We start from the raw sequence: 21,291 nt of genomic DNA on the forward strand, positions 1-21,291 counted from the left end.
GAAATCCAGGGCCCTGCCGCTCTTCGCCTTCGCCGATACGCGCGAACAGGGGGATGAGGCGCATGTGGCGCTGCCCGAAATGGCACTCTCCGAGCATGTGGTGAATGATTATCAGACGCTCAAGCTGTCCTTGAAGGCGCATCCCATGCAGTTCCTCCGGCGGCTCTGCCTCGAGCGCAAGGTGACGGACAATCAGAAGCTCAAGACGCTCCGCAATGGTGCCCCCGTCACGGTTGCCGGCGTCGTTCTGGTGCGCCAGCGCCCGGGTTCCGCCAAGGGTGTGGTGTTCCTCACGCTTGAGGACGAGTTCTCCGTCTGCAACGCGGTGATCTGGCCGCAGGTGCTGGAAACCCACCGCGCCGTGGTGATGGGTGCGCGGCTGATGCTCATCAAGGGCCGCGTGCAGAAGACGGGCGAGATCATCCACGTGGTGGCGAGCACGATTGAGGACCAGTCCTCATGGCTGGCCTTGCTCACCGAGGATGGCAGCCTGCTGAAGAACACGCTGGCACGGGCGGATGAAGTGGCAAGGCCGGGGCTGGACCCCTACCAGCAGCAGCCTGCGGCGCGGCATCCAAGGCAGGTGCGGGTCATTCCGAAGAGCCGGGATTTTCATTGAGTCAGAATATCATTTAGGTCCGTCACCCCGGCGAAGGCCGGGGTCCAGCTTTGGTAGCCACAGGGAAGCTGGATCCCGGCCTTCGCCGGGATGACGGATACACGTGGCGCCCCGCCCCGCAGGGACTGCCTCAGTTCATCGACCAGATGGCGAAATTGAGCACGGCGGCGAAGCTCACCCAGGCGAGATAGGGCACGAAGAGCCAGCCCGCCGTCGTCTGCCGCCCGAAGAAGGCCAGCATGGTGAAGAGCACGGCGGACCAGAGGAACACGACCTCGACGAGCGCCATGCCCGGTGAGCGTGCGCCGAAGAACAGCAGCGACCAGAGCAGGTTCAGCGCCAGTTGCACGCCGAACAGCACCATGGCCGGCCGAACCCTGTCGCCCGTCTTCCACACGAGCCAGGCCGCCACCGCTATCATGATGTAGAGCAACGTCCACACCGGGCCGAACACCCAGTCGGGCGGTGTCCACCAGGGCTTGGCGATCAGCCGGTACCAGCCGTCGATCGAGGGCTGCGTGGCGAAGCCGCCGATCCCGCCCGTGGTGAGGCACAGAACGATGAACCCGGCAAGCACGAGCCAGGAATTGCGGCGAGGGACGGGTGCGGCTGCTGTCATCAGGGGCTCACATCATCGCGTTGGTGGAGCCCAACGAACCGAGGAACAGGATCGTTCCGAGAAAGGCAATGGCGCCGCCGCCCGCGAAGCGCAGGCCGATGCCGAACCAGTCGAGCAGGCGTGAATTGCCGCGCATCATCATGGCGGCGAGCTTCTTGGCATAGACCGCAATGGCGGCGATGACTGAGACCGTGATGAAGGTGCCCACCGCCATGGCGAAGGTGGCAGCCACGCCCGCCCAGTAGAGCCCCAGCCCATTGGCGAAGACCAGCACCAGCAACGCACCCGTGCAGGGCCGGATGCCGACCGCGAAAGCCAGCGAGAAGGCCTTGGCGAAGGACCAGTCGCCCTTCACGTCCTTGGCGGCGGGAAGATGGGCATGGCCGCAGCCACAGTCAGGGCCATGCACATGATCGGGCACCTGGCCTGGCGCGGGGCCCGCCTTTTTCATTGGTTCGAAGCTGGCGAAATCATGCAGTGCGATGGTTTGCCGGGTGACCGTCGCGCCGGCCAGGGCCGGGGCGGGGGTGCGAAGCGCCTTGGCCGGGCGGAGCATCAGGAGTGCTGTCCAGATGAGATAGCCGCCGAGCAGGGCGATCAGCCCGTAGCTCGCCGTTTCCAGAACGCCCGCCACATTGCGCGCCGTCGAGCCCACGCTTGCCACCACCAGGAAAAGGACACTCACCATTACGATGGCGGTGAGCGCCTGGATGATGGCGCTCATGAAGGAGATGAGCACGCCGCGCTTCAGCTCATTCTCGGTTGCGAGCAGCCATGCGGAGATCACCGCCTTGCCATGGCCCGGGCCTGCCGCGTGGAACACGCCATAGCCGAAGCTCAGCAGCATCAGCGTCCAGGCAGCGGCAACCGGCGAGGCGCCCTTCATCTGGCGCAGCGTGGCGGAGAGCTTGCCGTAAAAGGTCTGCTGCTTCTCCCGCGCCCAGAGGACGGGGTCCTCGAAGAAGGACACCTGCTGCAGCGTGCCGTCCTTGTTGCGGGGTTGCACCAGCAGCTTCTTGCGGTCGATCTTGACGGGCGGTGCGGCCTCCTGCTGGGCGGCCGGCTGTTCTGCCACCTGTGCCACCGCCGCTGGCGGCGGCGTGAGGAACAGCATCATTGCGGTGATGAAAAGCAGCAGCGCCCGTGTCATGCCTTGCACTGGATGATGACCGTCTGGGCGAAGAGTGCGCCAAAATCTTCCTCGTTCTCCGGCTTCCAGTCGGGTCCCTTGGTGGAGAGCATGGCGCGCGTCTGTTCCACCTCGGCGTCGGTCGCCACCGGCTTGACGAGAAGTTCGCAGGTCTTCGGCATGGCGCCGATGACGCTCACGGGTTCGTCCTTCACATAGTCCATGGCGATGAAGAAATCCGGGTCATAGACCTTGGCCATGAACTCGCCCTTGGCCGGGTCGACCGGCACCTTCAGCGGCACCTGCATGTGGAGCTGCAGCTTGTCGTTGGACCAGATCTGGCCGAATTCCGTCACTTCGCCCAGCGCCTGTTTCTGGCCGTTGAAACGCATCACCGTGAAGAAGTCGTAATCCTTCAGCGAGGCGATGTTTTCCTTGGTGAGGGGGTCGAGTTCCGAGGGGCTGTAGACCCCGTCGCCATTGGTGTCGAGGCCGTCGAGCGCCATCTGCGCATAGGCATCATCGAAGGTCCACATCAGGTTGAGGGCAGCCACCTGGCCCTGGTCGTTGAACACCACATCGGATCGCATCTCGATCCACACATGCGGGTGGGCCGATGCCGGAGAACCGGACACGGCCAATATCGAGACAAAGAACGCCGATGCAGCCCAGCGTGTAGTGTTCATTGCCCACTCTCTTGGATTTTTCCGAGCAATGATGGGGCAATGCGGCAAAAAAGTGAAGCGCCCGTCAGCCGGCGAGGCACGCCTTCAGGTTTTTGGAAAGATCCTGGAGCAACTGCTGATAAGCCCCAGGGCCTGGCGTGATGCTGGCCCCGATCGGGTCGAGCATGCCTTCCCGGGCACCCGTGCCTTCGATGACGGTCTGGACCATCTTGCCGTCGAACTGCGGCTCGCGGAACACGCAGGCCGCCTTCACATCGGCGATCTTGCGGCGCACCTCGCGCAGCCGCTTGGCAGAGGGAGCGGCGGCTGACACGTCCGAGATGGAGCCCGCCGCGGCAAGCCCGAAGCGTTTCTCGAAATACTGGTAGGCATCATGGAAAACCACATAGGGCACGGTCTTCACGGGGGCGAGATCCGCCGCGATCTTCTCTGACAGGGCATCGAGCGAGCGGGCGAAGGTTTCTGCATTGGCCGTGTAGGCGGCGGCATTCGCGGGGTCGGCCATGGCGAGTTCAGCCGCCACCGCCGCAGCCATTGCCATGGCATTGGCCGGATCGAGCCAGACATGCGGATCGAAGCTCAGGACGCCGTCGGCCGCCTCGCCATGCCCGTGATCGTGATCATGGTCATGGTCGTGCCCGTGATCGTGCGCTTCCCAGGCGCCACCTTCCCGCACCGGGTGGGTGGTGATGCCGGGTGCGCTGCTCAACTCCACGAAGCGCTTGCCGTTCACGGTTTCCGACCCGCTGATCTGGGACAGCTTGGCCTCGAGCCCCCGCCCGATGATGAACACCACATCCGCCTTGCCGAGGCCTGCAATCTGCTGGGGCGTGAAGGTTGCCCGGTGCTCCGACATGCTGCCGGACAGAAGCAGCTCCGGCTGGCCGGTCTCTCCCATCACCGCGGAGACGATGCCGTGAACCGGCACGACGGAGGCGATGACCTTGGGCGCGGCCACGGCAGGGCTTGCGGCAAGACACAGGGCCAGGGCGGTGAGGGCGAGGCGCATGCGAGAGGTCCTTATGTAACGTTATAATGTTACATATCCTCCGGCTTCGATCCGGTCAAGTCCCTGACGATGTTGTGAGGGCTGCGGCCTCATGGGTGAATTGCGCAGCCGCCGCCGACCTGCCACATGGGGCACATGGATCTCGACGTTTCGATCGGAGCGGCTCTCTTCGCCGGCGCCATCAGCTTCCTCAGCCCCTGCGTATTGCCGCTGGTGCCGCCCTATCTGTGCTTCATCACCGGCACCTCGCTCGAGGAGCTGGTGGATCACAAGGCCCGCCCGCGGGAGGAGCGCCGGCGCACCATGCTGGCCGCCCTGATGTTCGTGCTGGGCTTCTCCACCGTGTTCATCACGCTGGGCGCCAGCGCCTCCTGGATCGGCAGCCTGCTGCGCACCGAACTCTCCCGGCAGGTGGAGGTGCTGGGCTTTGCCTTCAATCCGGTCACCACCCTGGCGGGTCTCATCATCATCGCCATGGGCCTGCATTTCCTTGGTGTGTTCCGCATGTTCTGGGTTTCGCGCGAAGTGCGCTACCAGCACAAGGAACACCCCGGCGGCCTGGCAGGCGCCTATCTGATCGGCCTGGCCTTCGCCTTCGGCTGGACGCCCTGCATCGGCCCCGTGCTCGGCATGATCCTCACCGTGGCGGCCAGCGAGCAGGATGTGCTCAAGGGAGCAGGGCTGCTCGCCGTCTATTCGGCCGGGCTCGGCATTCCCTTCCTGCTGGCCGCTGCTGCCGTCGGCACCTTCATGGGTTTCATGGCGGGCTTCCGCAAGCATCTGGGAATGGTGGAGAAGGTGGCAGGCGCCCTCCTCGTCGTATCCGGCCTGATGTTCATCACCGGCGGTGTTCAGGCCGTGTCCTACTGGCTGATCGAGCAGTTTCCCTTCCTGCTCAACCTCGGCTGAGGATGATCGGCTGGCCGTGGGGCGTGGCTTTGGCCGCACGGTCCCAAGCCTCGATGCGCGCGAGGCGCTCAGGTTCCGTCACGACGCCCTTCGCCTTCACGAGTTTCTCAAGCGCTGCGAGCCAGCTTTCGTAATAGGGGCGTTCCGGCTCCGCCTTCAGTTCCGCGCCCAGCGTTTCCGCCCATTCGCTCCACTGGAACACGCCGGCCTCATTGAGCTTCACCGCCATGGCGAAGGCCTGCGCCTCCCACGGCTCAGCGAAGACGGGGACATCGGCATCCTTCGGAAGATCGCGCGAGTCAGACAGCTTCAAGATAGGGCTCCCACAGGTCGGCGTGGATCACGTCACGCGTGGGCCTGCCCCAGACCTCGGCTGCGGCAAAGCGCACGGTGTAGAGGTGGCGCGGGTCCTCGCCCAGGCCTTGCGCGTTGGAATCCGGAAACACATGCGCGCCATGGCAGGCGATGATCTCACCCATATGGCCCCGCAGATAGCGCGGCAGGCGCGTGTGGTGCGCCGGGTTCAGGTGACGGGTGCGCACGCGGTCTCCAAGCCTGAAGGCGGGCGCGGCCGTCACCTCGCGCTGATAGCTTCCGGGGGCGGTAACGGCGGGCCACACGGCTTCTGCCATTGTGGGCGTCACCGCCCTGGGGGATGACGCGATGCGGCCCGAGGCAATCTCCTGCGCCGTGGCAAGACCCTGCTTATGGAGCAGGATTTCGAGGCCGTTCAGCCAGTGCTCGTAATAGCTTGAATTGATGTAGTGGCCGGGATGCATCGATTCGCAGGCCGCGCGGTCTTCGTCCAGTGTCCAGCCGCCCACGTCGCCGATCGCCGACATCAGCGCGAACATGCGTGCTTCCCAGGGTGCGTGGAAAACGGGCTCGTCCTGCTCCGCCACCACGGGCCCAAATCCCATCATGCCGCCGCAGTCATGGGCGCCGTTCATGCGGGCGCCTCCAGATAGGGCTCCCACAGGTCGATGCACACGGTGTCCTTCGTGTCCTTTCCCCACAGTTCCTGCGCGGAGAAGCGCACGGTGTAGAGCCACTGCGGGTCTTCACCCAGGCCATGCGCATTGGAGTCGGGAAACACATGGGTGCCGTGCACCGAGACGATCTCACCCAGCTTGCCGCGCGCATAACGCGGCAGGCGGGTATGGCCCTCAGGATTGATGTTCCGTGTGCGGACTGTTTCTCCGATGGCGAAACCCTGCGGCCTGTTGCTGGGCCGGTTGGCTGGGCCTCCGGCCGCCAGAATGCCGGGGATGGCACTCGCTGCCGCCACCCGCTTCACCGGCTGCGGCGGCACGGCCATGCGCCCCTGTTCCTCTTCCATCGCGGTGATAAGGCCGCGTTCGATCAGCTGCAGCACCAGCGCGTCATGGCGCATCTCGTAATAGCTCGCGCGCCAGTATTGCAGGGCAGGCAGCCGCTCACGCGCGTGGCGGGCCCCATCGATGTTCCATGACCCCGTCATGCCCATGGCCAGCACGAGGGCGAAGGCACGCGGCTCCCATTCGGCATGCCAGACAGGCTCTCCGGCTTCCGGCCTCACGGGGCCGAAACCGGTGAAGCCGCCCATGTCATGGGGTCCGTTCATGGGTGAGGTTTCGCCAGCCCCGTGCCGATCATCGAATCGCGGGTGACGAGTTGGGCCAGTTGCTCTTCCGTCAGGCCCTCTGTTCCAGCGGGCCTCTCGGGGATCACGAGGTAGCGGATTTCGGCTGTTGAATCCCACACCCGCACTTCCCTGTCCCCGGGCATGTCGAGGCCGAAGTCTTTGAGCACCTCGCGTGGCTCGATCACCGCGCGGGAGCGGTAGGGCATGGATTTGTACCACACGGGCGGCAGCCCCAGCACCGGCCACGGGTAGCAGGAGCACAGGGTGCAGACGACCATGTTGTGGATCCCGGGCGTGTTGAACAGCGCCACCATGTGCTCTCCCTGGCGGCCCTGATAGCCCATGGAGGCAATCGCCGCCGTGGCATCGCGCTTCAGCCAATCGGCAAACCCGTCGTCCACCCAGGCCCTGGCCACCACGCGCGCGCCGTTCCGCGGGCCGATCTTCGTCTCATAGGTTTCGATCAGCACGTCGAGGGCCTTGGGGTCCACATAGCCCTTCTCGACGAGCAGCGATTCGAGCGCCTTCACCCTGAGCGCGATGGGCGAAAGCCCGGAACCGCCGTGATCATCGTCGTGATGGTGGTGACCGTCATGTGGCATTTTGTAACCTCGGCGCTTTGGGCTAATCATAGGCCGTGGCGTGAGAGAGAGGAAGCGGCATGACGAAGCTCGCAGGGATCAGGGCATGCGTGTTCGACGCCTATGGCACACTCTTCGACGTGCATGGGCCGATGCGCAAGCTCTCAGCCGAGATCGGCGAGAAGGCTGACGATATCTCCCGGCTGTGGCGCCAGAAGCAGCTTGAATACACCTGGCTCCGGAGCCTCATGGGTGTGCATGCCGATTTCTGGCACGTCACGGCTGAGGCGCTCGACTATGCGCTGGAGCATTTCGGGGTGGATGAGCCCGGCCTCAAGGACGAGATCATGGCGCTCTACCTCAAGCTCGATTCCTATCCTGAGGTGGCGGAGGCGCTTGAGGCGGTGAAGGCGAAGAACAAGCTCACCGCCATCCTCTCCAACGGCAGCCCTGCCATGCTCGACTCCGCCGTGCGCCATGCGGGGTTGGAGAAGCTCTTCAACATGGTCTTGTCGGTCGAGGACGTCGGCATCTACAAGCCCTCGCGCCGCGTCTACCGCCACGCCATGCAGAAGCTGCAGATCCACGAGGCGCCGTCGATCTGCTTCGTCACCGCCAACACCTGGGATGCCGCGGGGGCGGCTCAGTTCGGCTTTCAGGTGGTGCGGGTGGACCGGTTTGGGTTGAACGATGACAAACTGCCGGGAAAGCCCGCGGCGTTGATCAAGGATCTGAGCGAACTGGCGGCGATGGTCTGACCCCTTTTCCCTTCTCCCGTTGCAAAGCAATGGGAGAAGGTGGCGCGAAGCGGCGGATGAGGGCCTCTGTCCGCGAGTGGTGCCGGTTGATAGAGGCCCTCATCCGCCCTTCGGGCACCTTCTCCCATCCTGCGGACGGGAGAAGGGAGATGATCTATTACCGCCGCGCCTCGATCGCATCCCAGATCAGGCTTGCAATATCCGCGCCGCCGAAGCGCTTTACCTCGCGGATGCCGGTGGGTGACGTCACGTTGATCTCGGTGAGATAATCCCCGATCACGTCGATGCCGACGAAAATCAGCCCGCGGCGCTTGAGGTCCGGCCCCAGCGCCTCGCAGATTTCATGCTCGCGCCTGGTCATGCTGGTGGGCTCGGCCTTGCCGCCGACATGCATGTTGGAGCGGTTCTCATTCAGCGCGGGCACGCGGTTGATGGCGCCCACCGCCTTGCCGTCGACGAGGATGATGCGCTTGTCGCCCTTCCTGACGTCGGGCAGGTACTGCTGCGCGATGAAGGGCTCGCGGAACATCTGCGTGAAGAGTTCGAGCAGGGACGAGAAATTCTGGTCACTCTCGCCGAGCCGGAACACGCCCGCACCGCCATTGCCGTAGAGCGGCTTCAGGATGATGTCGCCATGGGTCCGGCGGAAGGCCGCGAGTTCGATTGGATCGCGCGTGATGAGCGTGTCCGGCATGAACTGCGGATAGTTGAGAACGAACAGCTTCTCCGGCGCGTTGCGCACCTCAACGGGATCGTTGACGACCAGCGTCTTCGGGTGGATCGCCTCCAGCATGTGGGTGGCGGTGATGTAGCCCATGTCGAAGGGCGGGTCCTGGCGCATCAGCACCACGTCGCATGCCCCCAAATCGGCGCGGCGTTCCTCGCCCAGCGCGAAGTGGTTGCCCTTCTCGTCCTTCACCGTGATGTCATTGCCGGAGGCGAAGAGCGATCCGCCGCCGAGTGCCAGCGTCTTCGTCTGGTAGTAGAACAGCGAATGCCCGCGCGCCTGCGCTTCCAGCATCATGGCGAAAGTGGAATCGCCCGTGATGTTGATGGACTGGATCGGGTCCATCTGCACCGCCACCTTCAATGCCATTTACTGGTCTCCCTCAAACGCATTCTCGATATGCCGGGGCCAGTGGTAGGGGCTCACCGCGACGATGTCAAAACGGCAGGCCTGCAGGGCTGCCGTGCGGTCCTGCGCGAGAAAGCCCCGCGCCGCAGCCGAAATCCGCCGGGCCTGGCGGGGGGAGACGGATTCGACGGCACCATCAAGGCTCTTGCGCGCCTTCACCTCGATGAAGGCCGTCACCCCGCCGCGCCGCATGATGAGGTCGATCTCGCCCACCGGCGTCTTGTAGCGCCGTGCCAGAAGACGCCAGCCCTTGAGGCGGAGGAACCATAGCGCGGCAAGCTCCGCCGCGCGGCCATCCTCCTCCGACTTGCGCCGGTCACGCGCCATCCTTCCTCGCGAGGATGCGCTGGTAGATGTCCTGGCGGTTCAGGTTGAAGCGCTTGGCCAGTTCGGAAGCCGCCTTGCTGGCGGGCATTGAGGCAAGCGCCTGTGTGATGGCATCGTCGAGGTCTTCGTCTGACACCGCCTCATCCTCCTGCGGCGGACCAACGAGCAGCGTGATCTCACCCTTCACGCTGGCGCGTGCGGCGAGTTGCTCCGCAATGCCGGAGGCCGTGCCGCGCAACACCTCCTCATGCAGCTTGGTGAGTTCGCGCGTCACCGCCACGGCGCGGCCGGGGAGAGCCATGGCGAGGTCCTGCAGTGTCTCGATGATGCGGTGCGGGCTTTCGAAGAAGATGAGCGTGGCCTTGAGCTTCGCAAATTCCTCGAACAGCCGTCTGCGCTCGCCCTGCTTCTGCGGCACGAAGCCCGCGAAGAGAAAGCGGTCGGTGGGAAGCCCGGAGAGCGCGAGGCCGGTGAGCACGGCGGAAGGGCCGGGGCAGGCGGTGACGGGAATGCCAAGCTCCACCGCCTCCTTCACCAGCCGGTAGCCGGGGTCGGAAACGAGCGGCATGCCGGCATCGCTGATCAAGGCAATGGTGGCGCCCTGCTGCAGCCGCTCCAGAATATGTGGCCGCGCCTTCTGCGCATTGTGCTCGTGATAGGGCGAAAGCTTCGTCTTGATCGCAAAGCGCTCCATCAGCTTGCCGCTCGTGCGCGTGTCCTCGCAGAGTACAGTCTCAGCAGCGGCCAGCGTGGCGAGGGCACGGACCGTGATGTCGCCCAGATTGCCGATGGGGGTTGCCACCACATAGAGCCCCGGCGCCAGAGGCTCCGCCTCGAAGCGGTGGGCGCCGATGATGTAGCTGGGCCGGGTATCAGTCATGCTGTCGCGGTCTGTCCTTTTTCCCCCTCGCCCCCACGCATGTGGGGGAGAGGGCAGGGTGAGGGGGTGGTGCAGCGCGCGAGGTTCTTGACCCCGGACTCGCGGACGCGCCCCCTCACCCTGCCCTCTCCCCCGGAGGGGGAGAGGAATGATGGGTGGAGCGTAATGTTACGTTGCCAGTTCCGCAATCACGGCATTGAGCAGCTTGCGGCCGTCGGCCGTCGCCATCAGGCGCTGGCCGTGGCGCTTGATGAGACCCATGGATTTCATGCCGGCGAGCTTGGATGAATCGATCTCGCGGCCCGCAAGTGCGGCATAGCGGTCCATGTCGATCCCTTCCGCGATGCGCATGCCCATGAGCAGATATTCGCTGGACTGGTCGGCAGGCGGCACGAGCGTGTCGGAGATGATGCCGTGGCCCTGGGTGTTCACCAGGTTGCGCCATGTTTCGGGGTGCTTCTCGGCAATCAGCGCGCGGCGGTTTTCGCCATCGGCCAGCCTGCTGTGCGCGCCGGGGCCGGCACCCGCATACTCGCCATAGCGCCAGTAGAGCAGGTTATGGCGGGATTCCTGGCCAGGTGCGGCGTGGTTCGAGATTTCATAGGTCGAGAGGCCCGCCTTCTCGGTTAGTTCCTGCGTGATGTCGTAGAGGTCGGCGGCGCGGTCGTCCGTGGGGGTCACCAGCTTGCCCCGCTCATGGAGATCGAAATAGGCTGTGCCCGGCTCGATGGTGAGCTGGTAGAGCGACATGTGGCCCTGCTGCTCACCAACTGCGCGCGAAAGCTCGGCGCGCCACTGCGCGGGCGTCTGGTTGGGCCTCGCATAGATCATGTCGAAGGAGACGCGCGGGAAGATTTTCGCCGCCAGCCGGAAGGCGGTGAGGGCTTCCTCGGCGGAGTGCTGGCGGCCCAGCGCCTTCAGGTCATCATCGTTCAGCGCCTGCACGCCGACCGAGACGCGGTTGACGCCCGCCGCGCGGTAGCCGCGGAAGTTCTCCGCCTCGATGGAGGTGGGATTGGCTTCGAGTGTCGTCTCGACTTGCGGAGACACGCTCCACAGCGAGGCGATGGTGTCGAGCACATGGCCCACGGCTTCCGGCGGCATGAGCGAGGGCGTGCCGCCGCCGAAGAAGATGGAGGTGACGGTGCGGCCCGGCGTGCGCTCAGCGAACCATGAAAGCTCCGTGCCGATGGCGCGTGCGAAGGAGAGCGTGTCCACGGCCTCGTGGCGCACATGGCTGTTGAAGTCGCAATAGGGGCACTTGGCCTTGCAGAAGGGCCAGTGAATGTAGATGCCGAAGGCGTCAGAAGAGGTCACGGACAAGCTTTTCCAGCGCATGCGCGCGGTGCGAGATGCGGTTCTTTTCCTCTGGTGCGAGCTCCGCGAAGGTGCGGGTTTCGCCATCGGGCACGAACACCGGGTCATAGCCGTGGCCGAGCTGGCCCCGTGGCGGCCAGGCGAGCGTTCCTTCCGCGCGGCCCTCATAGATGCGTTCTTCGCCGTCTGGCCAGATGACGCAGAGGGTGCAGGCGAAATAGGCGCGGCGTTGCTCGGGAGTCGTGGCACCCTTCGCCTGCAGCTTTTCTTCCACCAGCCGCATGGCGCGGTTCCAGTCACGGTCCGGCCCCGCCCAGTCGGCGGTGTAGACTCCGGGTTCGCCGCCCAGCGCCGCGACGCAGAGGCCGGAATCGTCCGACACTGCAATGAGCCCGCTGGCCTTCACGGCGGAGAGCGCCTTGATGCGGGCGTTGCCGGCGAAGGTGTTCTCCGTCTCGGCGGGCTCAGGCAGGCCCAAGGCGCCCGCACTAACCGCCTCAACGCCATAGGGCTTGAGCAGGGATGCGAATTCCTCGAGCTTGCCCTTGTTGTGGGTGGCAATCACGATCTTCTGATTGCGCAGTGTTCGCATCAGGCAATCGCCGCCTTCTGCTTGGCCACGAGTTCGCCGATGCCCTTCTTGGCGAGGGTGAGAAGCTCGTGAAGGGTTGCCTCGGAGAAGGGCTCGCCCTCCGCCGTGCCCTGGATCTCCACGATGCCGCCCGAACCCGTCATCACGAAATTGGCGTCGGTGCCGGCGGAGGAATCTTCCGGGTAGTCGAGGTCCAGCACCGGGGTTCCGCCATGAATGCCGCAGGAGATGGCGGCGACATGGTCCTTCAACGGCCAGGTCTTGAACATGGCGCGCTGCTCCATCCACTTGAGGCAGTCGAAGAGCGCGACCCAGGAGCCGGTGATGGCGGCCGTGCGGGTGCCGCCATCGGCCTGCAGCACGTCGCAGTCGAGCGTGATCTGGCGTTCGCCCAGCGCCACGAGGTCGACAACGGCGCGAAGCGAACGGCCGACGAGGCGCTGGATTTCCTGGGTGCGGCCGGACTGCTTGCCAGCCGAGGCCTCACGCCGTGTGCGCTCATGCGTGGCGCGCGGCAGCATGCCGTATTCGGCGGTGACCCAGCCTTTGCCGCCACCTTTGAGCCAGGGCGGCACGCGCTCTTCGAGGGAGGCGGTGCACAGCACATGCGTATCCCCGAAGCGGACGAGGCAGGAGCCTTCCGCATGGCGGGTGAAGCCGCGCTCGAAGCTGACGGCACGCAATTCGTCGGGTTTCCGCCCGGATGGACGCATAATGCTCATTCCTTGTCCTGAAAGGGGGCGTCATAGCCCGTCGATTGACCTCAGCCAACTTGATTTCTACAGTGGCGGCATGAGCATGATCCCGCCAAAGCCCATCACCGAAGAGCGGCTGACCGGCATCGCCGGGCTCGACCAGCGCTCCCGCGACATCTTCCGCCGCCTCGTCGACACCTATCTGGAGACGGGGGAGCCGGTTGGTTCGCGCACCATCTCCCGCATCCTGCCGCAGAACCTGTCGCCCGCCTCGGTGCGCAACGTGATGATGGACCTCGAGGATGCGGGGCTCATCTTCTCTCCCCATGCCAGTGCCGGCCGCGTGCCGACCGAGCAGGGCCTGCGCTTCTTCGTCGACGCGGTGATGGAGGTGGGCTCCATGTCCTCCGACGAGCGCGCAAGGATCGATGCGCAGGTCGCAGCCTCCAACCGCCAGCGCCGCATCGAGGATGTGCTGGGTGAGGCGACGGGGCTGCTCTCGGGGTTGTCGCACTGCGCGGGCGTCATCGTGACGCCCAAGATCAATGCCCGGCTGAAGCATATCGAGTTCGTGAACCTCGGACCGGGTCGCGCGCTGGTGATTCTGGTGGGTGAGGACGGCTCGGTCGAGAACCGGGTGATCGAGGTGCCGCGCGGGCTGCCGCCATCGACCTTCGCGCAGGCGTCCAACTATCTCTCGACGAGGTTCCAGGGCAAGACCATCGACGAGGTGCAGCGCTTCGTGCGCGACGAGATGCAAAGCCTGAGGCGCGAGCTCGACGAGATCTCGGCGCGCATCGTGGAGGCGGGGATCGGCCAATGGTCCGGCGGGGCCGAGGTGGACGACAAGACCCTCATCGTGCGCGGCCAGGCCAATCTCATCGAGGATTCGACCGCCGTGGCGGACCTCGAGCGCATCCGCAAGCTGTTCGAGGACATCGAGAACAAGAAGGAGCTGGTGCAGTTGCTGGGTGCTGCCGAGCAGGGTGAAGGTGTCAGGATCTTCATCGGGTCGGAGAACCGGCTGTTCTCGCTGTCGGGCAGCTCTATCATCGTCTCCCCCTACCGCAACGCGGAGGAGAAGATCGTCGGCGTCATGGGCATCATTGGCCCCACCCGCATGAACTATGCCCGCATCATTCCCATGGTGGATTACACGGCAAAGGCGATCGGGCGGCTCCTCACTTGATTTTTCGAGCCGGGGAGCCGATATGGCGTGCTTCCTGGAAAAACCAAGGATTGGAAAGCTTCAGCCATGGCTGACGAGACGAAATCCCCTGAGCAGACAGCCGACGCCGACGAAACCGCCGCAGAGAACCCAGCGGCTTCCGCTCCGGAGGCCCCCGAAATTGACGCAAGGGATCTCGAGATCGTGCAGCTCAAGGAAGAAGCTGGCGCCCTGAAGGACCGGCTGCTCCGCACCGCTGCCGACATGGAGAATCTCAGGAAGCGCGCCGAGCGCGAAAAGGCCGAGGCAACCCTCTATGCCGCCACGAACTTCGCCCGCGACCTGCTGAGCGTTGCCGACAATATGAGCCGCGCGCTGGCCGCCATGCCGGCGGAGGCCCGCGAGAAGGCGGACGATGCAACCCGCAACCTGCTGGCCGGCGTCGAACTGACGGAACGCGAACTCATCAAGGTGTTCGAGCGCTACAATATCCGCAAGGTGGAGACGGTTGGCGCCAAGTTTGACCCCAACGTCCACCAGGCGCTCTTCGAAATGCCGACGAAGGACCACCCGCCCGGCACGGTCGTGCAGGAAATGCAGTCCGGCTTCGCCATCGGTGAGCGCTGCCTGCGGCCCGCGATGGTGGGCGTGGCGAAGGCCGAGGGGTAAGCTCCCCCCCCTCCACACTCATCACCATGGCCGGGCTTCGACCCGGCCATCCTTTTTTGTGGCCGCCGGAAAAGGACGCCCGGATCAAGTCCAGGCGAGGTGAGTGACGGAGTGGCCGTATCGCCCAGGTTGTGTTATGTTTCCCTTATTCTGGAGCATCGCCATCCTGCAGGACCCGACGGGCGCGCTCATTGGCTGGATGAAGCCGGAACCGCATCCCTGAGGGTCCAATTCTTCCCCCTCGCCCCCACGCATGTGGGGGAGAGGGTGGGGGTGAGGGGGTGGTTCAGCTCGCGGGATGCTTGAAGCAATCGACTCGTGGACAGGCCCCCTCACCCCGGCCCTCTCCCCCTGCGGGGGCGAGGTGGAAAGTTGATTATGTGAGGGCGAGGGCCTTCTCCGCTGCCGCGATCCCTGACAGATGCGCGCCGTGGACGGTGGAATAGAACGGGATCGAGCAGTGCTCGCCCGCCAGCACGATCTTGTCTCCCACGGTTTGTGAGAACATCAGGCGCGACGCGGCGCGGCCCGGCTTGGCGTGGGAATAGCCGCCGAGCGTGAACGGGTCGGAGGCCCAGTGCGTGCGCAGCGTCTTCACCACGCGTTTGCGGATCGATGCGCCGAAGGCCTCGCTCAGCGCATCGAGCGCCACGGCCATGACATCGGCATCGTCCAGCCGTTCCATCTCGCGGCCGTAGGCGCCTGCCATGTGGGACACGAGCAGCGGCCGCCCGAAGGGATTCACATAGAGGTTGAAGGGTTGCCTGGCCGCTCCGGAAAGATCGACCACGTCGCCATGCAGGTGCTCGGTTCCTTCGATTGGCCGGTCGAGCAGGATCGCCAGCTTTTCGGAAACGCCCATGGGACAGTCGTGGAAGGCCTCTGTCAAGGCTGCGGGCAGGGCGGGCGAGAAGCCGATCAGCCCCGCGATCAGCACATTGACCGGCACGGCCAGGATGATGGCGGTTGCGCGGAGCGTGCCGCGCTCCGTCGTGATCTTCACGTCCGGTCCTGACCAGTCGATATGGATGACGGGCGTGGACAGTGTGACATCGAGCCCCGCCGCATGGCGCGCCACCAGCGCGCCGAAGCCATCCTCGAGCGGAAAATCGCCGCCCTCGTCTTCATAACGCCCGCTATCGAGCGTCGAACAGTCCGCCGGGTCATGCGAGGTGATCTGGCCCACAGTTTGCCGCAGGAGCGGATTCCAGCGGTTGCCTTCTTCCATGAAGTCGGAGTAGGCCACGTCGCGGCCCGCCGCACCCGCCTCGGCGATGCGCCCCAGCACCTGTTCGATGTAGCCGCCCGCTTCCGCGATGACCTGTTGCGGCACGGCGCCGCCGCGCGCGTAAAGCGTCCAGTCATCCCAGGACGTGTTGGCGTTGTAACGCGCGCCCAGCCGGTCGGCGATTTTCGTGAAGGGGTTCTGCGCCGCCGCGTGCAGCCAGTGGGCCCCGCAGTCAAAGGGCAGGCCCAAGGTGCTGGTGTCCGTGAAGGCCCGTCCGCCGATCCTGTCGCGCGCCTCGAGCACGATGACGCGGCGACCTGACGACTTCAGGTTGAGCGCAGCTGCAAGTCCTGCTGCACCAGCTCCGATGATTGCGATGTCGTAGTGGCTCATGATCTTATCCCCAGCCTTGATCTTTCTCATCCGGGACTTACTTGTACAGGCAACCCATTTCTCCGCATAGTCGATCGACGTGGAGGTTCGCTCATGACATCATGCAAGCTTATCCGTGGCGGCGAGGCCTATGACGGCAAACAGGGGCTTTCGTATTTCTCCGGCATATCGGCGCAATCGTCAGGTTCGGAGAAGCTCTGCATGCATATCGTCACCATTCCGCCCGGCGCTTCTGCCCGGCCGCATTATCACGAGGCCCATGAATCGGCGATTTTCGTGCTGGAGGGCACGTCTGAGATGCGCCACGGACCCAATCTTGAGCATGTCATGCAGATCAAGGCGGGTGATTTCTGCTACATTCCCGCCGGCATGCCGCACCAGCCCTATAACCCGACGGACAAGCCCGTTCGCGCCGTGATTGCCCGCACCTATCCAAATGAACAGGAGAGCGTGGTGCTGCTTGATTGAGCCCCCCGCCAAAAAGCATGCGCTGGTGGCCTTGATAGGCAAAAAGGCCCTGCCTATATAGCGTCCGAACACTGGGCGTCTTTCGAATCGGACACGCCCGGAACCATTTCTTAATCAGGAGGGTGACTGCCCCAAGCCAAGGGGCTGGGTAAGTGCCTTAAGGGCTTCCCATAGTCAGCCTGCCAACTGGAGGAACAAGATGGCGAAAGTGATTGGTATCGACCTCGGCACAACCAACTCCTGCGTTGCGGTGATCGAGGGCAAGAACCCCAAGGTGATCGAAAATGCCGAGGGTGCGCGCACCACGCCCTCGATCGTCGCTTTCAGCGCCGATGGTGAGACCCTCGTCGGCCAGCCGGCCAAGCGCCAGGGCGTGACCAACCCCGAGAACACCTTCTTCGCGATCAAGCGCCTGATCGGCCGCCGCATGGAAGACCCCATGGTGGCGAAGGACAAGAAGCTTGTTCCCTACAACATCGTGAAGGCCGACAATGGCGATGCCTGGGTCGAAAGCCGGGGCAAGAAGTTTTCGCCCTCGCAGATCTCGGCCTATACGCTGACCAAGATGAAGGAAACCGCCGAGCGTTATCTCGGTGAGCCTGTCACCCAGGCCGTCATCACCGTGCCCGCCTATTTCAACGATAGTCAGCGCCAGGCCACCAAGGATGCCGGCAAGATCGCCGGCCTCGAAGTGCTGCGCATCATCAACGAGCCCACCGCTGCAGCGTTGGCCTATGGCCTCGACAAGAAGGAAGCCGGCACCATCGCGGTCTATGACCTGGGCGGCGGCACCTTCGACGTGTCGATCCTCGAGATCGGCGACGGCGTGTTCGAGGTGAAGTCGACCAACGGCGACACCTTCCTCGGCGGTGAAGACTTCGATATGCGCATCGTCGACTACCTCGCCGACGAGTTCAAGAAGGAGCAGGGCATTGACCTCCGCAAGGACAAGCTCGCCCTGCAGCGTCTGAAGGAAGCAGCGGAAAAGGCCAAGATCGAACTCTCGTCCTCGGCCCAGACCGAAATCAACCTGCCCTTCATCACGGCGGATGCCTCGGGCCCGAAGCATCTCACCCTGAAGCTCACCCGCGCCAAGCTCGAAGCCCTGGTTGACGATCTCATCCAGAAGACCATCGAGCCCTGCCGCGCGGCGCTGAAGGATGCGGGCGTCACCGCTGGCCAGATCGACGAGGTCGTTCTCGTCGGCGGCATGACGCGCATGCCCAAGGTCATCGAGGTGGTGAAGCAGTTCTTTGGCAAGGAACCGCACAAGGGTGTGAACCCGGACGAGGTCGTGGCCATCGGCGCTGCGATCCAGGCCGGCGTGCTCAAGGGCGAAGTGAAGGACGTGCTCCTCCTCGACGTGACGCCGCTGTCGCTCGGCATCGAAACGCTGGGTGGCGTGTTCACCAGGCTGATCGACCGCAACACCACGATCCCGACCAAGAAGAGCCAGGTCTTCTCGACCGCTGACGACAACCAGACGGCCGTGACGATCCGCGTCTTCCAGGGCGAGCGTGAAATGGCAGCTGACAACAAGATGCTGGGCCAGTTCGACCTGATGGGAATTCCGCCCGCACCGCGCGGCATTCCGCAGGTGGAAGTGACCTTCGACATCGACGCCAACGGTATCGTCAACGTGTCCGCCAAGGACAAGGCGACGAACAAGGAGCAGCAGATCCGCATCCAGGCTTCTGGCGGCCTGTCCGACTCCGAGATCGAGAAGATGGTCAAGGAGGCGGAAGCCAACGCCGCCGAGGACAAGAAGCGCAAGGACCTGGTGGAAGCCAAGAACCATGCCGAAGCGTTGATCCACTCGACCGCCAAGTCCCTTGCCGAGTTTGGCGACAAGGTATCGGCCGCCGACAAGTCGGCCATCGAAGCTGCGATCGCGGACGTCAAGTCGGTGCTCGAAGGTGAAGATGCCGAGGTGGTGAAGGAAAAGACCAACGCGCTGGCCCAGGCTTCGATGAAGCTCGGCGAGGCGATGTACAAGGCCCAGGCCGGACAGGCCGAGGCCGATGCGCAGCGTGACGCCGGCGCCGCAGGCGGTGCCGACGACGTGGTCGACGCCGACTTCGAGGAAGTGAAGGACGACGACAAGAAGGTCTGACGTCCTGTGAATGCCAGAACCCCGCTTCACGTGGCCGGGCCGCTTCAGGCTCGCAACGCGGGGCGGGGTTCTGCTATATCGGTTCTCCATTCTTCGTCCTGAGTCTTCGCGCGGTGGAGCGGGGGCGGCAGGGCGGCAACCTGCAAGCGGTATGTGATTCATGGCCAAACGCGACTTTTACGAAGTTCTGGGCGTCGGCAAGTCGGCCGATGAGAAGGATCTGAAGGCCGCCTATCGCAACCTTGCAAAGCAGTTCCACCCAGACGCCAACCCGGGTGACAAGACGGCCGAGGCCAAGTTCAAGGAAATCAGCGAGGCCTATGACGTCCTGAAGGACCCGCAGAAGAAGGCCGCCTATGACCGTTTTGGCCATCAGGCCTTCGAGGGCGGCATGGGCGGTGGCAGGGGGCCCGGCGGGGCTGGTTTCGGGCCGGAGTTCAATTCCTCGATGTCTGACATCTTCGAGGACCTGTTCGGCGATTTCATGGGCGGCGGCGGTGGCGGCCGCAGCAGGCGCGGTGGTGGTGGCCGTGGCGGCACGGGCGCTTCGCGCGGGGCCGACCTTCGCTACAACATGGAAATCAGCCTCACCGAAGCTTTTTCCGGCAAGGCGGCCCAGATCCGCGTGCCCTCATCTGTGGCTTGCGACACCTGCAGCGGAACGGGCGCCAAGCCTGGCTCCGCGCCCAAGACCTGCGCCACCTGCGGCGGCCAGGGCGCCGTGCGTTCGCAGTCCGGCTTCTTCACGGTCGAGCGGACCTGCCCGACCTGCCAGGGCCGCGGCCAGGTCATCTCTGACCCCTGCACCCCCTGCGGCGGCCAGGGCCGCGTGACCAAGGAAAGGACGCTTTCCGTCAACATTCCCTCGGGCGTGGAAGACGGTACGCGCATAAGGCTGGCGAATGAGGGCGAAGCAGGCCTTCGCGGCGGGCCCTCGGGCGACCTCTACATTTTCCTCTCGGTCCGCCCGCATGAGTTCTTCCAGCGCGACGGGGCAGACCTGTTCTGCAAGGTGCCGGTCTCGATGACGACAGCCGCCATGGGCGGTGAGATCGAGGTGCCCACCATCGACGGCAAGAAGGCGCGCGTCACCATTCCGGAAGGCACCCAGACGGGCAAGCAGTTCCGCCTCAAGAACAAGGGCATGCCGGTGCTGCGCTCGTCCCAGACGGGCGACATGTATATTCAGGTGGCGGTCGAAACCCCCGTCAACCTGACCCGCCGCCAGCGCGAACTTCTGAAGGAATTCGAGAAGGAAGCACGCAACAACAGCCCGGAATCCGAAGGGTTCTTTGCCCGCGCAAGGGCCTTCTGGGATGGTTTCGGAAGCTGAGGGGGTTCCCCCAAGGCTGGCCAGCTGGTTGCTCAGTCCACCGTTTCGCCCGGATAGACACCCCATAGCTGGGTCTGCTCGATGAAGCCGTCGTAGCCGCCCGCGTCGACCTCGCACCACTGGCCGTTGCAGCCCTCGACATCTGCCAGAACCCCTGCGGTGGCCTGGGCGACCAGTCCGGCACCCGGCTTGGAGGCGGCGAGGAGCGGCACAGTCTGGCCCTGCTTCCAGGGCGCGATCACAGCGGTGCGCTTGCCGGAGAGCATGTTCTGGAGGATCCAGCCTTCCTCGCCATCGGAGTCGCGCACCCGCCGCCAGTTTTCAAATTCCGCTACGATTTCAACGGGAAGGCCCTTGCGCTGGAACACCCAGGCGACCGGATGATCGCTCGAGGGGCCACGCCGCACATTGACCTTTTCAGCCTTGAGCGACACGAAACGGGGGATCGGCAGGCCTGAGGGACCGACGGGCCGCGGAGTTTCCCCCGTGATCGAGCCCGTTACCTCGCCCGGCGCCGCAATGGCCTGCGAATCGGTCCGCTTGCCAATCACCGACCATGCGACCGCCGCCGCAACGCCGATACAGGCCAAAGTCAGAAGAATGGAGCCAAAATGCCGCTTTCGGGCAGGGCTTCCCGCCATGATCAATGAAATCCCTTTAAGTCCCTGCCGTCCGCGCAGTTGCGGCCGGGGGCCCTTTCAACACAAAGCCAGTTTACACCACGCGCCCTCCTGTGCCAACGGAGGAACCGACATGGATCAGTGACAGAATTGATCCGGCACGGTTAACATTATGTTGAACCCTTAGGCTGGAGCCAGGATTACCGCATGAGCAAGCGCAAGCCCCTCGTCGTCGTCACCCGGAAGCTGCCCGACGTCGTCGAGACCAGGATGATGGAGCTGTTCAACACGAGGCTCAATGCCACGGATGAACCGATGGGCAAGGCCGGGCTGGTGGAGGCGGTGAAGACGGCCGAAGTGCTTGTGCCCACCGTGACCGACCGGATCGACAAGGCGGTGCTGATGCAGGCGGGAGAGCA

The 21,291-nt window shown here is 64.5% G+C and carries 24 protein-coding genes and 1 pseudogene; 9 read left to right on the plus strand and 16 right to left on the minus strand.

Going from position 1 to position 21,291, the window contains the following annotated elements; translation table 11 throughout:
• The coding region (locus ACILRA_RS06075; protein WP_395661201.1) for an OB-fold nucleic acid binding domain-containing protein at nucleotides 1–619 on the plus strand (619 nt) is incomplete at its 5' end.
• A gap of 130 nt (nucleotides 620–749) precedes the next feature.
• On the opposite strand, the gene ACILRA_RS06080 is transcribed toward ACILRA_RS06075, so the two are convergent.
• The 4 genes from ACILRA_RS06080 to ACILRA_RS06095 form a co-directional block, all read right to left on the minus strand.
• Nucleotides 750–1,238, minus strand: coding sequence for a TspO/MBR family protein (locus ACILRA_RS06080; RefSeq protein WP_395661202.1), 489 nt, complete (start codon nucleotides 1,236–1,238; stop codon nucleotides 750–752).
• A 7-nt stretch (nucleotides 1,239–1,245) separates the two neighbouring features.
• The gene (locus ACILRA_RS06085; protein WP_395661203.1) at nucleotides 1,246–2,388 is read right to left on the minus strand and encodes a nickel/cobalt transporter; all 1,143 of its coding nucleotides are present in this window, start codon (nucleotides 2,386–2,388) and stop codon (nucleotides 1,246–1,248) included.
• Nucleotides 2,385–3,053 (minus strand): DUF1007 family protein, encoded by a 669-nt coding sequence (locus tag ACILRA_RS06090; protein WP_395661204.1) that lies wholly within the window; start codon nucleotides 3,051–3,053, stop codon nucleotides 2,385–2,387. Before ACILRA_RS06090 ends, ACILRA_RS06085 begins: the two co-directional genes overlap by 4 nt.
• A gap of 64 nt (nucleotides 3,054–3,117) precedes the next feature.
• Nucleotides 3,118–4,062, minus strand: coding sequence for a zinc ABC transporter substrate-binding protein (locus ACILRA_RS06095; protein WP_395661205.1), 945 nt, complete (start codon nucleotides 4,060–4,062; stop codon nucleotides 3,118–3,120).
• Between the two features lie 135 nt (nucleotides 4,063–4,197).
• Between ACILRA_RS06095 and ACILRA_RS06100 the strand changes: the two genes are divergently transcribed.
• Nucleotides 4,198–4,971, plus strand: coding sequence for a cytochrome c biogenesis CcdA family protein (locus ACILRA_RS06100; RefSeq protein WP_395661206.1), 774 nt, complete (start codon nucleotides 4,198–4,200; stop codon nucleotides 4,969–4,971).
• Here the strand turns inward: ACILRA_RS06100 and ACILRA_RS06105 are convergent.
• From ACILRA_RS06105 to nthA, 4 genes are read right to left on the minus strand one after another with little or no spacing between them, the layout of a single operon-like run.
• On the minus strand, nucleotides 4,958–5,284 hold the full coding sequence (locus tag ACILRA_RS06105) for a nitrile hydratase accessory protein (RefSeq protein ID WP_395661207.1): 327 nt from the start codon (nucleotides 5,282–5,284) through the stop codon (nucleotides 4,958–4,960). The two genes, ACILRA_RS06100 and ACILRA_RS06105, sit on opposite strands and share 14 nt — an antisense overlap.
• Entirely contained in the window at nucleotides 5,271–5,921 is a 651-nt protein-coding gene (nthB, locus tag ACILRA_RS06110; RefSeq protein ID WP_395661208.1) for a nitrile hydratase subunit beta, read from the minus strand. Before nthB (ACILRA_RS06110) ends, ACILRA_RS06105 begins: the two co-directional genes overlap by 14 nt.
• Complete coding sequence (gene nthB / locus ACILRA_RS06115; protein ID WP_395661209.1) at nucleotides 5,918–6,574, minus strand: nitrile hydratase subunit beta; 657 nt, start codon at nucleotides 6,572–6,574, stop codon at nucleotides 5,918–5,920. Before nthB (ACILRA_RS06115) ends, nthB (ACILRA_RS06110) begins: the two co-directional genes overlap by 4 nt.
• Entirely contained in the window at nucleotides 6,571–7,197 is a 627-nt protein-coding gene (gene nthA, locus ACILRA_RS06120) for a nitrile hydratase subunit alpha (protein ID WP_395661210.1), read from the minus strand. Before nthA ends, nthB (ACILRA_RS06115) begins: the two co-directional genes overlap by 4 nt.
• A 59-nt stretch (nucleotides 7,198–7,256) precedes the next feature.
• On the opposite strand from nthA, the gene ACILRA_RS06125 reads away from it, so the two are divergent.
• On the plus strand, nucleotides 7,257–7,934 hold the full coding sequence (locus ACILRA_RS06125) for a haloacid dehalogenase type II (protein ID WP_395661211.1): 678 nt from the start codon (nucleotides 7,257–7,259) through the stop codon (nucleotides 7,932–7,934).
• Between the two features lie 157 nt (nucleotides 7,935–8,091).
• Here the strand turns inward: ACILRA_RS06125 and gshB are convergent, their stop codons facing one another.
• From gshB to rph, 6 genes are all read right to left on the minus strand, one after another.
• Nucleotides 8,092–9,030, minus strand: a complete 939-nt coding sequence (gene gshB / locus ACILRA_RS06130) for a glutathione synthase (protein ID WP_395661212.1) — start codon at nucleotides 9,028–9,030, stop codon at nucleotides 8,092–8,094.
• Nucleotides 9,031–9,396 (minus strand): YraN family protein, encoded by a 366-nt coding sequence (locus ACILRA_RS06135; protein ID WP_395661213.1) that lies wholly within the window; start codon nucleotides 9,394–9,396, stop codon nucleotides 9,031–9,033.
• Nucleotides 9,386–10,276 carry a 16S rRNA (cytidine(1402)-2'-O)-methyltransferase gene (rsmI, locus tag ACILRA_RS06140; protein ID WP_395661214.1) on the minus strand — a complete coding sequence of 297 codons (891 nt, stop codon included), beginning with the start codon at nucleotides 10,274–10,276 and terminating at the stop codon, nucleotides 9,386–9,388. Before rsmI ends, ACILRA_RS06135 begins: the two co-directional genes overlap by 11 nt.
• Before the next feature lie 168 nt (nucleotides 10,277–10,444).
• A complete protein-coding gene (gene hemW / locus ACILRA_RS06145; protein WP_395661215.1) occupies nucleotides 10,445–11,614 on the minus strand; it encodes a radical SAM family heme chaperone HemW in 1,170 nt (389 codons plus the stop codon).
• Nucleotides 11,580–12,185 carry an RdgB/HAM1 family non-canonical purine NTP pyrophosphatase gene (rdgB, locus tag ACILRA_RS06150; RefSeq protein ID WP_395661216.1) on the minus strand — a complete coding sequence of 202 codons (606 nt, stop codon included), beginning with the start codon at nucleotides 12,183–12,185 and terminating at the stop codon, nucleotides 11,580–11,582. Before rdgB ends, hemW begins: the two co-directional genes overlap by 35 nt.
• Nucleotides 12,185–12,898, minus strand: coding sequence for a ribonuclease PH (gene rph / locus ACILRA_RS06155; RefSeq protein WP_395661224.1), 714 nt, complete (start codon nucleotides 12,896–12,898; stop codon nucleotides 12,185–12,187). Before rph ends, rdgB begins: the two co-directional genes overlap by 1 nt.
• Before the next feature lie 85 nt (nucleotides 12,899–12,983).
• Here rph and hrcA point away from each other — a divergent pair, with 85 nt between their 5' ends.
• Both hrcA and grpE read left to right on the plus strand, forming a co-directional pair.
• On the plus strand, nucleotides 12,984–14,069 hold the full coding sequence (gene hrcA / locus ACILRA_RS06160; RefSeq protein ID WP_395661217.1) for a heat-inducible transcriptional repressor HrcA: 1,086 nt from the start codon (nucleotides 12,984–12,986) through the stop codon (nucleotides 14,067–14,069).
• A gap of 66 nt (nucleotides 14,070–14,135) precedes the next feature.
• A complete protein-coding gene (grpE, locus tag ACILRA_RS06165; RefSeq protein ID WP_395661218.1) occupies nucleotides 14,136–14,717 on the plus strand; it encodes a nucleotide exchange factor GrpE in 582 nt (193 codons plus the stop codon).
• Nucleotides 14,718–15,093: 376 nt separating this feature from the next.
• Here grpE and ACILRA_RS06170 read toward each other — a convergent pair whose 3' ends face one another.
• Nucleotides 15,094–16,338: a flavin monoamine oxidase family protein gene (locus ACILRA_RS06170; RefSeq protein WP_395661219.1), complete on the minus strand. Its 1,245-nt coding sequence runs from the start codon at nucleotides 16,336–16,338 to the stop codon at nucleotides 15,094–15,096.
• A gap of 93 nt (nucleotides 16,339–16,431) precedes the next feature.
• Here ACILRA_RS06170 and ACILRA_RS06175 point away from each other — a divergent pair, with 93 nt between their 5' ends.
• The 3 genes from ACILRA_RS06175 (at nucleotide 16,432) to dnaJ (ending at nucleotide 20,252) form a co-directional block, all read left to right on the plus strand.
• On the plus strand, nucleotides 16,432–16,806 hold the full coding sequence (locus tag ACILRA_RS06175; protein ID WP_395661220.1) for a cupin domain-containing protein: 375 nt from the start codon (nucleotides 16,432–16,434) through the stop codon (nucleotides 16,804–16,806).
• Nucleotides 16,807–17,005: 199 nt separating this feature from the next.
• Nucleotides 17,006–18,919: a molecular chaperone DnaK gene (gene dnaK / locus ACILRA_RS06180; RefSeq protein ID WP_395661221.1), complete on the plus strand. Its 1,914-nt coding sequence runs from the start codon at nucleotides 17,006–17,008 to the stop codon at nucleotides 18,917–18,919.
• A gap of 160 nt (nucleotides 18,920–19,079) precedes the next feature.
• Complete coding sequence (dnaJ, locus tag ACILRA_RS06185; RefSeq protein ID WP_395661222.1) at nucleotides 19,080–20,252, plus strand: molecular chaperone DnaJ; 1,173 nt, start codon at nucleotides 19,080–19,082, stop codon at nucleotides 20,250–20,252.
• A 32-nt stretch (nucleotides 20,253–20,284) separates the two neighbouring features.
• Here dnaJ and ACILRA_RS06190 read toward each other — a convergent pair whose 3' ends face one another.
• On the minus strand, nucleotides 20,285–20,893 hold the full coding sequence (locus ACILRA_RS06190; protein ID WP_395661223.1) for an SH3 domain-containing protein: 609 nt from the start codon (nucleotides 20,891–20,893) through the stop codon (nucleotides 20,285–20,287).
• 186 nt (nucleotides 20,894–21,079) lie between these two features.
• On the opposite strand from ACILRA_RS06190, the pseudogene ACILRA_RS06195 reads away from it, so the two are divergent.
• Nucleotides 21,080–21,291: pseudogene (locus ACILRA_RS06195) on the plus strand (D-glycerate dehydrogenase); the annotation flags it as partial.

This window comes from Aestuariivirga sp. (assembly GCF_044239095.1).
Lineage (GTDB): Bacteria > Pseudomonadota > Alphaproteobacteria > Rhizobiales > Aestuariivirgaceae > Aestuariivirga.